Here is a 14,341-nt window from a genome sequence, read left to right as displayed (position 1 = left end):
CAGTTTTTAAAAATTGAGTCTTTATATTACCTGATCTTTACTACCCGGATATTGTCAAAAGCCAAACTAGTTCCGGTGGCTGTGGGCGCCGGCGAATTATTGATAAGCCAAATATTCACACTACCGGAACCGGAACTGCCTAATAGTTCCGTTAATGAAGAGGCTGCGGTGCCGGTGCCATTATTCTTAAGAAACATCGACAATGGGATGGTAACTGTTCGCCAGCCTGCAGTTGAATAGTTGGATGTATTTCCGTCTGCATCTTTCCAGGGTTCATAACGTCCTACGTAACCTGTACTATAATCTTTTACGACATAGATCGATCCTCCGTTCCACGGAGCAGGTGCGTTCACTTCAAACTTCAATGCATAATCCCCTATAGGCACATTCAAACTATCAGCCGGAACCCATTGAACTCCATTGGTGTTGATGCTTCGGCCGGTATTCCACCACGACCATTCGTTCGCATTTAAATTACCGTTTTGTAAAATCGCATAGTAGCCTCTGTTACCGGAAAAAAGCGAATTGCTGTTACTGGTACCCGTAGCTCCCCAGCTATAAGTATTCACATCATCAAAATTGCAAAGGGCGCCGGTGGTGACATCGTTCATATTATATACAGTAGCGGCAGTGCCTGATTCGGTTGTGATCACCAACGGGGCACTTTGGCTAAGTGAAGGAACAACGAACCCAAAGGAAGTACCGTCATCGGCTTCTTTCCAACTGGTTACGGGCGAACCGGCGAATGTGATGTTTTTTATGAAAAAGAAATTCAGGCCATATACCCGAACGGAATCACCAGCCTGGGCATTTTCGTTTGAAACGCTTTCAATTGTGGGTGGCGGCGCTACTATATTGAATGTAAACGTCGTTGATCCGTGAGGGGTAATATACCGTATAGTATTGAGCTGATCAGCAGCAATGGAAGGAAAAGGGATCACCGAAGGCACCTGTACAGCGGCACTGGTATCGGAAAACAGGGCACTGTTGAACGATGTGACCACGCCATTGAAATATATTTGTGTGGCTCCTTTTAAATTGTGCCCAAGCAATACGATCCATTGCCCGGGTATCAGGCTGTTGACTATGGAGTCGCCGGGAGCGAGTGCAAAATTGCGTACACCTGTTATTACCGGGGCGTTCGAGGTTTCTTTTTTGCACCCGGGCAGCGATGCCATGATCAGGCACAGCAATAAGCAGCAGTGAACAGATCTATATAATATCTTTTTCATTATTATCTTTTTTGTTTGGTGGAAAACTGACCTAGGTGTGCCACACCTGTACTCCACGAAAAAGAGGTGTGGCACCCTGCTTAATAATACGCTACCGGCGGCTCTGCCAATCTGGGATTCGCCGTTAGCTCCGTAGCGGGCAAGGGCAATGTAAATGTGTTTACAGTGGCAGGAGTAATGGCTACATTATATGGCGTAGGTGTAGCAATGCCATTGCTGTAGGTAAACAATTGCCGTTTCTGGTTATTTATAGACTCGATCGCTTTTTGCGGGTTATAATATGAAAGTCTCACCAAATCGAACCAGAACTGGCTTTCATAAACGAGTTCAATCCTTCTTTCCCTGAACAGGGTATCCGCAGTGATCAACGGTGCAGGATCTATACCGGCCCTTGTTCTTACTTTATTGAAGAACTTGAGGGCCTCGGCATCTGTTGTAGAAGTATTGTTACCCAAAACAGCTTCTGCATATATCAGATACACATCGGCTAAACGCAATATGGCATTATGCTCGATAGATGACCATAGATCCATAGTAGGAGAATTGTTATCGGCGGCGGTGCCTACAATATGTTTTTTAAGATTGCATCCTGTAGCTTTATACCCTCCTGCGGCTGCATTGAGTTCAGGATAAAAATCACCGGTGAGCATAAATGAAGCTTTGCGGCGTATGGAATCCTGCGAAGTATAAAGGGTATACAAATCGTATGTGGGGCCGATAGCACCGCCCCAGCCGCCACCGCCGGTTACCAGGTCGCCGCTGGGCGCAAATTGCGCCTGTAGCGCATTGCCATATGCATAGCCCACCCCAGCCGGCCATTGCAATGCAAATAAGGATTCGGGATTATCATTGTACTGGGTCCTGAACAAATTATAATAACTCGGCAACAGTGATAAGCCGCTTTTATTGCACACATTGCCCGCATACAATTTAGCGCTGTCTAACAATGCCTGGTTACGGGTCATATTCTGGTTAAGACCAGCCCAGGTTAAATACACTTTGCTTAACATGCCCTGGGCCGACCAGGTAGTTACTCTTCCTGGCGCATCTGAAGCCGGAAGATGCTGTGCTGCAAAGGTCAGATCGGAAGCAATAAACTTATATACATCAGGCACCGTATTACGTCGTACCAATGGAGAATCTATCAATTTGGTGTTGTCTTCTATCAGCGGTACGGCACCCCATAACTGCACCAAATGAAAATAGGCGGTAGCCCTGATGAACCTCGCTTCTGCCAGCGCCGCATTCACATCTTTTGCAGGAATGGTGGAAGGCGCTTTTGCATTGATGGCGTTGATGGTAACATTGGATTGCGCCACGATCTTGAAAAAACCACGCCATGTATTGGCAAGCTGGCTGTTGTCGCCTGTAATTGAAAAAGTAGTAAACTGTACCAGATCGGCATTGTAAGGTTGCAGGAGATTACCGCTTAATATGTCGCCCATGCCGAGGTAAGGAAAATAAATCCAGTCGAACCAGATAGGGCCGCCATACAAACCAGCTGTTGCCAGCCGTAGGTCTGCAGTGGTTTTATAAAAATTATCCGATGTAACCTGTGATAAAGACGGGCGGTCGAGAAAGCTTTTGCGGCAACTCACAGAACATGCCAGCACAAAGAACAGCGGAATAAACAGTTTATATGTTGATTTCATATTGATCTTATTTACTTGGTTAAGGCAAGGTTGGCTCCTATTGTAAATACACGCGGCTGTGGATAAAACCCGTTGTCTACACCGGCGAGCAGCGGGTTCCAGGAACCTATTTCCGGGTCCATTCCTTTATACCTGGTAATAATGAAAGCATTGGTGACATTTATGTATACCCTTAAAGAATGTAAATGCACTTTTTCAAGAAGTTTACCGGGTAATGTATAGCCCAGTGCAATATTTTTACACCGCACGAATGCGCCATCTTCAATGTACCGGTCAGATATACGCTCGTTATCATTGCCGCTGCTCTGGCTTATTCTTACGATCTTTGTTGAGGGATTCGCTACATATACATTATTCACATCGTTTGCCGACCCGTTCGGATCAACCATTTCCAACCGCGCATAATCGAGCACAGATTTAAAATAACCGAAGTTCTGATTGGGGTTATCGCCCGTGATGCGTAATGTGTTCAACACTTTATTGCCGATATTGGCGCTAAAGAAAAGATTGAGATCAAAATTCTTATACGAGAACGTATTATTAAACCCTAACTGAAACCTTGGAATAGGAGAACCTAAATAAGTTTGGTCGCGCTGATCGATGACCGTATCTCCGTTCAGGTCGCGGAATTTTACATCACCTACCCAAACACCACCTGTAGTAGGCGTTATAGGTATTTTTACACCGGTAGCAGGGTTTACCGGAATGGCAGGATGGGTTTTAAAGTCTTCAGCGCCGGTGAACAGCCCGTCTGTCTGATATCCCCAGAATTCACCTATGGAACGGCCTACCACTGATTTCGCAGCGATCGTAGTGCCATAATAACCATACAATGCCGCCCCCTCGGCATTAAGCGCCAGTATCTTATTGTTGTTGTGCGATACGGTGACATCTGTTTTCCAGGTAAAATGGTTGTTCCTTACATTCACAGAACTGATCCGCAGATCAAACCCCTTGTTGCTGACAGCAGCTATGTTCTTGTAAGGAGCAGCCAGCGCACCGGGCGTCCAGCCGGTAGAAGGAACGGTGCCGGAATATAATGGCAGGGGCAGGCTTAATAAAAGGCCATCCGTTTGGCGGTCGTAATAGTCAACTGAAAAACTGATCCTCCAGTTAAAGAATGCACCATCAAGACCAATGTTGGCATATTTTGTTTTCTCCCATTGTACCATTGGGTTAGGTAAATTTGCCGCAAGCTGGGCAATACCTGACAAACCGGTGGAAATGGTATTCAACGAAGCCACGTAGCTGTTATCGGCAATATTCTGGTTATTGGTAAGCCCATACCCTGCCCGCAGCTTCAGTTCATTTACAGCAGTTACCTGTTTGAAGAAATCTTCGTTGTTGATCTTCCAGGCAAGGGCGCCAGACCATGTAGCTACCCAGCGGTTGCCCGGTGCAAATTTCGATGAGCCATCGTAGCGGATATTACCTGTAAGCAGGTACCTGTCGTTATAAGTGAAATTAAGCCGCCCGAAATACGACTCCTGGGCGTTTTGCCCTTTGTCGCCTGTATTCGTTGCCGTGGTGGCATCACCGCTGTTAATCGCCTGTACATTGTTCGAAGGGAAGTTCTTCCGGGTAGCAGAAACATTTTCGAATGTGCTTAACTGTGCTTCATGCCCCAACAAGGCGTTTATATAATACTTAGTGGCAAACAATCGGGAAAAGGTTAAATAGTTCCTGAGCGTAGTGTAGTAGTTCTGCCCATAGTTATAGGTAGAGGAATTCACTTTATTAACAACATTGCCCATGGTATAGGTGGGCGTGAAATGGTCCTGCGTTCCAAAATCAAAACTGCCCGATGCTTCGTTCCTAAGCGTTAGATCGCGCGTAAATGTTATTTCCGCATAGGCATTTCCAAAGATCTGGCTCCGCTTTTTCTGGTCCTTTATAATAAGCGCTATGGCATAGGGGTTCTGGGCATACGCACCGTATATATTCGGATCATTGCCACCCCAGCTTCCATCGGCGTTCTGCACATTTACGTCGGGCGTTTGCCTCAGGGCAGTTTGAATAACGTTCGAGTTGGTACTGTTCACCTTTTCACCAATGCGGGCCAACTGGAGGCTGATGCCGGTTTTGAGCCAGTTGGTGGTTTTATTATCCAGGTTTAACCGAACAGATGCACGGGTGAAATTCGATCCGAGCGCAATACCCTCCTGCTGAAAATAAGAACCGGACAGCAGGTACTGCGTTCTGTTATCGCCACCAGCTACCGTAACGTTATGATTTTGCATAGGGGCGTTCCTGAACAAAACCTTCTGCCAGTTGGTGCCTTCGCCGAGGTATTGGGGATTGGTAAATTGCGGCCGGAGGTCATAGCCTATGACCGCCGATTTCTCGTTCATGAACTGCGCATATTCCCGCAGGTTCATGGTCGCATAATCTTTGGGCAATTGCTGCTGACCGGCATACACATCATAGGTTATTTTCGGCGGGCCTGCCTGTCCTCTTTTGGTAGTTATAATAATGACGCCGTTGGTGGCCTGTGAACCGTAGATCGCTGTAGCGGAAGCATCTTTTAACACGTCGATCGATTCAACTTCAGAAGGATTGATGCTGGCCAACGGATTGCTGCCGCTGCCACTGACACCGGTTCCACCGATAATGACCCCATCTATTACATACAGGGGTGGATTATTCCCAAACGAAGACAATCCGCGGATTTGAATGGAGACTGCACCGCCGGGTTGCCCTGATACCTGTTGTACCACAGCGCCCGGAACCTTTCCCTGCAGCGCCTGATCGAGGGTAACAGGCTGTACTTTCCTTATCTCCTCCCCGGTAACAGAAGATATGGCGCCGGTAACGTCTTTCCGTTTTGTTTTTCCGTAACCGATGACCACCACATCATCGAGCTTCAATACATTTTGTTCCAGTTTCACTTCCACGGTATTCTTTTTACCTACCTTGATTTCTTTCTTCACATAGCCGATCATGCTAATGATCAATATATCTCCTTCTTTTGCTTCAATGGTAAAGAAGCCATTTTGATCGGATGTGGCACTGGAATTTGTTGCCGCAATAAAAATGGTGGCATCCTGAACAGGCGTGTTGCCGCCGGATGCGACTATTTTTCCGGTGATCTTTTTGAGGCCGCCTCCTTCCTGGGCCTGGCTGTTCAATATGATCAGGCAACAGGAAGCCCATAGCAGCAATTTTCGCAAGCGAATCGTTTTGGTTAGTTTCATATGTAAATGTTTACTTGACAACATTTAATCGTTAGCTGTTTTCCATCATACTTTAGGGTCGCTTACCCATCTGTGCCGGTATAAATGTTCAATGTAATGGCATCGGCAAATAAAAATCACGACTTATCAGCAACGCCAAGCAGTCTCATTGCCGGTCGGCGATGTTCCATAAAGCTATCGCCCGGTTGTTCAACCCAGGGGCCCCGATTGTTGCAGATTATGGCAGCAAATGTTGCAAGCAAATGATTTTCACCAGTATGGAAAGCGAAGACCTGATGGTAAAAGCAAACAGGCAGGCCACCCTTGTGACCTGCCTGTTTGCCAAGCGCCCGTTTTTCATAAAAGCCCCTTTCAGGCCTATGTAAGAACCTTTATAACATTTGCATACGTCAACTCCTCCGAAGTCCTTTCCGGCAGGGTAACCATCAAGGCGTCTTCCGTTCTTTCGAAAGGCAATGATTGCTTTGTCGTTAACAATTCCACTTTTTGAATTTCCTGCGGAAGATGCCGACTGTTCTTTGCCAGGCTTTTTATAACAAGCTTCCCGTCCCGTGGCCAGCCCATGGCAGTGGCATAAAGTACATCGCCTTTTGTATTATAGCGAATGTCTTCATGGGTGAACGGCTTTCCTTTTCCTTCATTAAAACCCTGTGCACTCAATTTGGCTGCCGCCTCCTGTGCCGGCCCTTCACCAAATATTTTCCAGGGTCTTGTACCATAAATACTTTCGCTGTTTACTTTCATCCATTTGCCAGTTTCCTCCACAATTCTTCTTGCTTTTTCATCGATGGTTCCGTCACCTCGTACCGGTATGTTCAACATTAAATTGCCATTCTTGCTCACAATATCTACCAGGGTTTGGATTACCGTCTTTGCGGTCTTATACCCATCGCGTTCATACAATCCACGATCATAATGCCAGTTGCCGATGCAGGTATCCGTTTGCCAGGGAAGCGGCTGGATCTCATTGGCCTGCCCTCTTTCAATGTCCCATACCATGGCCTTGCGTTGGTTCTCATCCAAAATCTTTCCATTGATCACTGCGCGAAGTTCCCCATGTTCCTTAATGCTTTTATTATACAAATGAGCTGCAATGCGCAAACCTGCATCACTTACTGGCCATAAAGGCAATTGCGAATCATCGAAATACAATACATCGGGATCATACTTGTTTATGAGATCAATTGTTCTATTGTAAAACTTTTCAATGTAGGCTTTACTGGGCGGATAAGCTCCATTGCCCCAATTCCATTGTTTGTGAATGGAATGATCATCTACACTCTCCTCGCTCAAAGGATGGTCCTGTGCATATAACTCCTGCGGGTTTAATCCTTCCCACCATTTTCCTTTGCCATCTGCCCTGGTAAGTTTTCCGTCATACGGAATACCTGCAAGCGGGCCTGTTTTATCGGCCTGTTGCGCTACTTCATACCAGCGCCATGCGTGGGATGCATGAACACTCACGCCAAACGGAAGTCCATTGTTTCTGGCTGCTTTTGCCCAACCACCAATCAGATCCTTCTTAGGGCCGATTTTGGTGGCGTTCCAATGCTTCTGATACCTGCTATCGTACAGATCAAAATTGTCGTGGTGATTGGCCATGGCCATAAAATACTGCGCACCAGCACTCTTATACAAACGCACTAATTCTTCCGGATCCCAATTGGCTGCTTTCCATTCGTTGATCACGTCTTTAAATCCAAACTTTGAAGGATGACCATATTTTTGCAGATGAACCTTATATTGCCATGATCCTTCCTGGTACATGCCTCTTGCATACCAGTCGCCCGCTTCAGGTTGGCATTGTGGCCCCCAGTGCGCCCACATGCCGAACTTGGCATCACGGAACCACTCAGGTGTTTTATAATTCTGCAACGATTCCCAGGTAGGTTTGAATGGCCCGTTTGCCATAAGTTCACCCCCGAAAGGGTCCTCGAAAAACTGGTTACCCAATGCCCGCGATAACCATAATGATGGCAAAGTGGCGGCCATTCCTTTTATCAATGTTCTTCTTTTCATATGTGCTGGTTGTGCGTTTTATAAAAATGAAGATACTGCTCTCTTACAGCACCGGGATGATCGTTTAAAGAAAATTTCCTTTTAATCGAACCGGATCCCGGCCTTACCGTGCTATTTTTGAGCATCGCCTTTATAATAGGCTTTCATTATGTACCAGGCCTTCTTCTTTTCACCTTTATCGGACAACAACCCTTTCCGGTTATAACCTTTCTGATAAACAGGATGCATTCTTCCCGGTGACCGATAGTCAAACAATAGCCAGGGACATACTCCGCATAAGTTGGGAACCGTATGGAACATTTCAATTTGGCTGGTATATATTTTTGCCTGGTACGCTTCGGTCCAAAAAGCAGCTTCATCCGTTGGCTTCTGCTGATTGCCAGACAACGCTTCACCGCCAAACTCAGCAATAAATACCGGTTTTTCGGGGCAGACCAATTCCCATTTTGTGGCCGAAGGCAAACCCTGCCAGGGAATATACCATCCAATATATTCATTGATGGAAATAATATCAGCATGCCGGTGAAGCGTATCCCACACATGGAAAGTATTGTGTTCGTATCGCTGGGTGTTTATAACATGCGTAATCAATCTTGCAGAATCAATGGCTTTGCATTTTTTTGTAAGTTCAACAAGCGCTTTATCCCGGCCCGGAGTTCCCGGATAGGTTTCGTTGGACAGGCTCCAAATAACGATCGCACAGCGATTTCTATCCCTGCGTACCATCCCTTTAAGCATTATCTCCATTTTACGTGCAACCGAAGTGTCAGCAAATTCAATATGCTGGTATACCGGAATTTCGCTCCATACCATCAGGCCCATAGTTTCTGCTTCTTTGACCATACGCTCATTGTGCGGATAGTGTGCCAGCCGAACAAGATTACATCCCAGCTCTTTAGCCGCATTCAGTAATAATTTAGCATCATTTCCTGAATATGCACGAGCGCCTTTAAATGGATTTTCTTCGTGAATGTTTACCGCTTTCAAAAAGACCTGCTTTCCGTTTAGTACTATTTTACTTCCTTTCACTTCAATACACCTGAACCCAATATGATCTACAACCGTATCCGTTTCACTTTCGATTATAACCTCATAGCGTTTAGGAGTGTCAGGAGACCATAGCTTAAAAGTGGACGAAAATTCCACGTTTGCCAGACCATCCTTATCAGCCCCTGCTTTATAACAGATGTTTAGTTCAGGAATTCTTATGTTAATATTTTGTACCGGTTGATTTCCATTTAATTGAACCCAACCCAAGACAGTATTTAAACTGCCTTTTTTTAATTGAATGCTATAATCCTCAATATACGTGCTGCCGGTTTCGATCAAATCAACTTCACGTGTTATGCCACCATAGTTTAACCAATCGTACCCCAGGCCCGGCAGCCCGGTCTTATGACGCATATTATTTACTTTGACAATTATGGCATTTGGCCCTGCCTTTACTTTGCCGGTAATCTCCAACTGAAAAGGCGTAAATCCACCTTCATGGCTTCCTATTTTTTCACCGTTCAAATACACATCAGCCCAATAATTAATAGCCCCGAAATGGAGAAACAGCCTCCTTCCCATCTGAACCGTATAATTAAATTCTTTTTTGTACCAGACTATACCTTCATAATAAGTCAATTCACACAACTGGGAATTAAAGTCACCGGGCACTTTCAATACGGGGGCGCCTTGAAACGAATACTCATAAAAGTCAGTTTTCTTTTGCGGTTGTTTTTCTAACCAAACCTGCTGCCATTGACCACTACCAACGGGGTCTATAAGAACCCTCCATTCGCCATTTAAACTCGTTAACCTTCTGGATTGGATGTTTGTCATTGCGTTCTGGGCGCTGACAATCCCGACGATAAAAAAAATGAATAAAAGTGCCAATACCCATTGTTTCGTTTTTTCGTTTCTATTCATTTTAAAAATCTTATTTATTTCTGAGTAATTCCCTTCCATGTATCCGTTCTGAACGGAATGGCAGGCAACCCTTCTGAATTTACCAGGTTACATTCAGGATTGTCGGCCCAGGCATAACGCACGGCTACCGGTTCTGTGACTTCATTGGAAAAAACGATCACATGATTTCCTTCAATAATCGCTTTTGCCCAGTAAAATCTTTTGTCTTTACCCGCAATGGCAAAACCCGTTACTTCTTTTCCATCTTTCGTTGAAAGGCCCGAACCGGCGTTGGTAAAATGGATGCGGACACGGTCCCCTTCTTTCCGATAACCTGCATACGCCGGACCGGATGCAATGACGGCTTGTTTGTACACCATTCTATTGGCAATTAATGCCAGCCGGCGGCCCACCTCCTGCTTATTTTTTGGATGAATATCATTTGCATCTCCAATATCTATGGTGCAGGCCATGCCTGTGCTGGCCTGTGATAATGTCAATGTTTGGGCTTCGCGCAATTCGGCCCATTCACTTTCCGCAGGAAGCGGCTTTGTTTTCATGTAATTGGCTAACTGAACAAACAGAAATGGAATATTGCCCTGCTGCCAGCGTTGCCGCCAGTCTTTGATCAGCATGGGAAATAACGTTCGATAATTGTAAGCCGCTGCTGCGTTCGCTTCGCCCTGGTACCAGATAAATCCTTTGATGCAATAAGGAATAAGCGGGTTGATCATTGCATTAAAGAGTACGGAGGGATAATGTTGATAATTGCGTATTTTCGGAAAAGACGTTTCAAGGTCTTTCTTATATAACCAGTTCCCGGCTAAAGAGATGGTAGAAGCACCATCGGTAATATAAAGGTCATCAGCCGGAGGATTCAAACCGCCACCGCCCCATAACATGGCCACCCGCACAGCAATAGTATTCTCTCCACGCTGCACTAAATATGCCGGTATCGTATAAACGTGGGTGGGGCTGGCACTCCAGATGTTCTTACAGATCTCCTGCCCATTGAAATACAGAGAATAGTTCATCTCCGGATGGCCCAGGTTCAGCGTCAGCACTTTTCCCGCAAAGGATTCAGGCAATGATAACTTTTTTCGCAGCCAGACCATTCCTTCATAATGACCTATTCCGAAATCCCTTAGCACATTGGGCATTTCAATATTTGTCCAGCCAGCATCGTTATAGCCCTGAGCCGGAAAGATCTTATCAGCATTATTCTGCGGATTATAAACTATATTCCAAATGCGTACCCAGTTCAAACTATCCGCGACAAGCGCTTCCTGACCAAAACCAAGGGTATCGTTGCTGAGTGTCCGTACCCTGGTAATGGACGATCTAAGCAACATGTCTCGGCTCGTCCACGCCTCCACCGGCGTTCCACCCCAGGTGCTTTGAATTATGCCAACCGGAATATGATGATCACTGTGCAGTTTACGCGCAAAATAATAAGCAACGGCCGAGAACTCCTTTACAGTTGCAGTATCACAGATCTTCCATTTACCGGCCCTGATATCCGATTGGGGCGATAATTTTTTGTCTTGCTTAACAACCAGAAAACGTATTTGGGGAAAATTGGCATTTTCAATTTCCCGGCGTGCATCCCCGGCCTGCTGCACCTGCCATTCCATATTCGATTGACCCGACGCCAGCCATACATCTCCGATAAGTATGCCTTTCAGTTCAATGGCGGTATTTGGTTTTCCCGCTTCCTCTATCCTGAGCGTGTAAGGACCACCGGCTGTAAACTTCGGAAAACGAAGCGTCCATTTGCCATCTTTGCCGGCTGTTGCGCTTGTATGCACCGTTCCAAGCTCACCCGTTATCCGTGATCCCGGCGCCGCCTTACCCCAAACAGGAATTTCCATCTCTCTTTGCAGCACCATACTGTCAGCAAATACTTTTGGTAAACCGATTTGAGCATAACAATGAGCGCTGAATAAAATTATGGATCCTATAAAAAATGATATACGGGTTGCCTTATTCGTGTTCATTGAATGATGATCTTACTTAACTGAAATTTTTACCTTTTGAAAAATAGTGCGCGATGAATTACCTAACTGCAGGATGTAATCGCCGGCTTCCGTGTTCCATGCTTTTTTTGATTCGTCATAAAATGCCAGATCGGCCACTTTCACGGGCATTTCTACGGTCTTTGTTTCACCGGGCTTCAAAAAAATCTTTTGAAAAGCTTTCAACTCTTTTTCAGGACGCAATACGGAACAAAGCGGGTCGCTTACGTATAACTGCACCACTTCAGCGCCGTAAACGCTTCCCGTATTCCTGATGGTGAATTTCGCCTGGATAGTTTCATTTTTTCCATAACCTGTTTTGTCAGTTGAAAACTGGCTGATGGAGAAGTTCGTATAGGAAAGCCCGTAACCAAAAGGGAACTGCGGCTGGATCTTCTTCGTATCAAACCACCGGTAGCCTACCAGGATATCTTCTTCATAATTCACTTTCAGATCGCTGCCGGGAAAATTACCCAGCGCATGGGCAGGTGATTGCGCCAGTGACACGGGCAGTGTGAACGGAAGCTTACCAGAAGGATTTATTTTGCCACTCAGCACATCCACCACGGCATTTCCTGCTTCCATACCACCAAACCAGGACCATACAATAGCTGGCACGCGATGAACAATGCCTGCCAGTTGTACCGGAGAGCCGGCAATAATAACGACCACTGTTTTCGGATTAGCTTTCGCCACTTCCTGGATTAAAATCTCCTGGCCGTACGGCAGATCCATATTTTGCTTATCTGCAGACTCGGTATCAAAATCATGGTTTAGGCCACCGAAGATGAGCACCACATCCGATTCCCTGGCCACTGCTACCGCCTCATCGATCAGTTTCCAGTTCACATTCAATGAACCGGACTGGCCTGAGTTATTGCCTTCCCTGAATGTGGATTGCTTTTCGTACCCCCGCGCATAATTGATTTTTACCCGGGCGCCAAACTTTTGCTGCAGGGCCTGCAGGGGAGTAATTTCATACAGGGCCTTTACTTCTGAACTGAGCCCGCCGCTGCAATGTTTACGGGTGGCATTGTCACCTATGACAGCAATTGATTGTATTTTATCAAAATGCAGGGGAAGCAGGTTTCCATTATTCTGCAGCAACACCGCCGCCTCGGCAGCTGCATTATAGGCAGCCTGCTGATGTTCAGGGGTATTCATCCTGCCTTGTTCGCGTCTCTTTTCATCGAAGATCTTTGTATTGAACATGACGCGCAATACATTCGCCACTTTTTCATCAACTACCGACATGGGTACTTTCCCTTCTTCCACTGCTTTTATTAAAGGATCAGCGAAATACCATTCGTTGTAATCTTTTTTATCGGTGCCCATTTCCAGGTCGAGCCCTGTTAAAGCCGCTTTTACCGTTGTATGGGCAGCAGACCAATCGGTCATTAATACCCCTTTGAATCCAAACTCTTTTCTAAGTATCTCCCGGTTCAAATAATTATTTTCTGAGCACCACTCGCCTCTGAACCGGTTGTAAGCTGCCATCACCGTATAGGCGCCACCTTCCATAACAGATGCTTTAAAGGCAGGTAAATAAATCTCGCGTAAAGCCCTTTCGCTCATGGTTACGTCAATGGAGTCGCGGTGTTCTTCCTGGTTATTGGCCAGCCAGTGTTTTACGCTGGCCGCCACGTCTTTTGATTGCAGCGCTTTGATATAGGCAACGGCCATTTTTGAAACAAGCAAAGGATCTTCACTTATGTACTCAAAGTTCCGGCCACACAATGGTGAACGGATGATGTTGACGCCGGGCCCAAGTAAAATATCTTTTTTGCGAAAACGGGCTTCTTCACCAAGCACCAGTCCCTGCTTATAGGCCAACGCCGGATTCCAGGTAGCTGCCAATGCTGTTCCGGGCGGAAAACAGGTGGCAAAATCATTTGTCCACCCGGCATAAGCCCAATCATGCCTGTTAACTTCAGCCCGCACACCATGTGGCCCGTCGCTCAGCGCCCACTCAGGAATGCCGAGTCTTTTTATGCCTGACACATTAAACTTCGAATTTCCATGCAGCAGGCTTACCTTTTCCGGCAAAGTCATTTCGCTGATCAGCGCATGGATCTTTTGTTCAGTGGCCATATCGCCCTTAGCCGAATGTTGTGCATCGGTTGCATACGCCATGAATAAAAAGACGGTAGAAAGAAATAAAACATTGTTCCGGGAAGAACTCCGGAAAGGAGCAGCCAAGGATCGAATCTTCATACAGCAATAAAATGGTTATTGAGCTGTAAAACTATCACCACCCTGTTTCAACCAGGGGAGCCGAATGTTTCATAATTGGGTATGATTTGTTACAAGAAATTGATTTTCACCACATCTATTCT

Annotated in this window: 7 protein-coding genes; all 7 read right to left on the bottom strand. The window is 46.0% G+C overall.

What is annotated here, in order from left to right; all coding sequences use genetic code 11:
• Positions 1–26: 26 nt before the first annotated feature.
• The 7 genes from JUB15_RS24375 to JUB15_RS24345 all read right to left on the bottom strand — a co-directional run bounded on the left by JUB15_RS24375 (position 27) and on the right by JUB15_RS24345 (position 14,219).
• Positions 27–1,232 carry a glycan-binding surface protein gene (locus tag JUB15_RS24375; protein WP_207515270.1) on the bottom strand — a complete coding sequence of 402 codons (1,206 nt, stop codon included), beginning with the start codon at positions 1,230–1,232 and terminating at the stop codon, positions 27–29.
• A gap of 80 nt (positions 1,233–1,312) precedes the next feature.
• Positions 1,313–2,884: a RagB/SusD family nutrient uptake outer membrane protein gene (locus JUB15_RS24370; RefSeq protein WP_207515269.1), complete on the bottom strand. Its 1,572-nt coding sequence runs from the start codon at positions 2,882–2,884 to the stop codon at positions 1,313–1,315.
• An 11-nt stretch (positions 2,885–2,895) separates the two neighbouring features.
• Positions 2,896–6,078 carry a SusC/RagA family TonB-linked outer membrane protein gene (locus tag JUB15_RS24365; protein ID WP_207515268.1) on the bottom strand — a complete coding sequence of 1,061 codons (3,183 nt, stop codon included), beginning with the start codon at positions 6,076–6,078 and terminating at the stop codon, positions 2,896–2,898.
• Between the two features lie 357 nt (positions 6,079–6,435).
• Positions 6,436–8,097 carry an alpha-L-fucosidase gene (locus JUB15_RS24360; protein WP_207515267.1) on the bottom strand — a complete coding sequence of 554 codons (1,662 nt, stop codon included), beginning with the start codon at positions 8,095–8,097 and terminating at the stop codon, positions 6,436–6,438.
• A gap of 111 nt (positions 8,098–8,208) precedes the next feature.
• Positions 8,209–10,011 (bottom strand): glycoside hydrolase family 2 protein, encoded by a 1,803-nt coding sequence (locus JUB15_RS24355; RefSeq protein WP_242696500.1) that lies wholly within the window; start codon positions 10,009–10,011, stop codon positions 8,209–8,211.
• A 14-nt stretch (positions 10,012–10,025) separates the two neighbouring features.
• On the bottom strand, positions 10,026–11,879 hold the full coding sequence (locus JUB15_RS24350) for a sialate O-acetylesterase (RefSeq protein ID WP_242696499.1): 1,854 nt from the start codon (positions 11,877–11,879) through the stop codon (positions 10,026–10,028).
• A 120-nt stretch (positions 11,880–11,999) separates the two neighbouring features.
• Entirely contained in the window at positions 12,000–14,219 is a 2,220-nt protein-coding gene (locus tag JUB15_RS24345; protein ID WP_207515265.1) for a glycoside hydrolase family 3 C-terminal domain-containing protein, read from the bottom strand.
• Between the last annotated feature and the right edge of the window lie 122 nt (positions 14,220–14,341).

The organism is Longitalea luteola (assembly GCF_017356035.1).
Lineage (GTDB): Bacteria > Bacteroidota > Bacteroidia > Chitinophagales > Chitinophagaceae > Niastella > Niastella luteola.
Note: the sequence above shows the minus strand (reverse complement) of the source record. Positions and strands in the feature narration are given on the sequence as shown.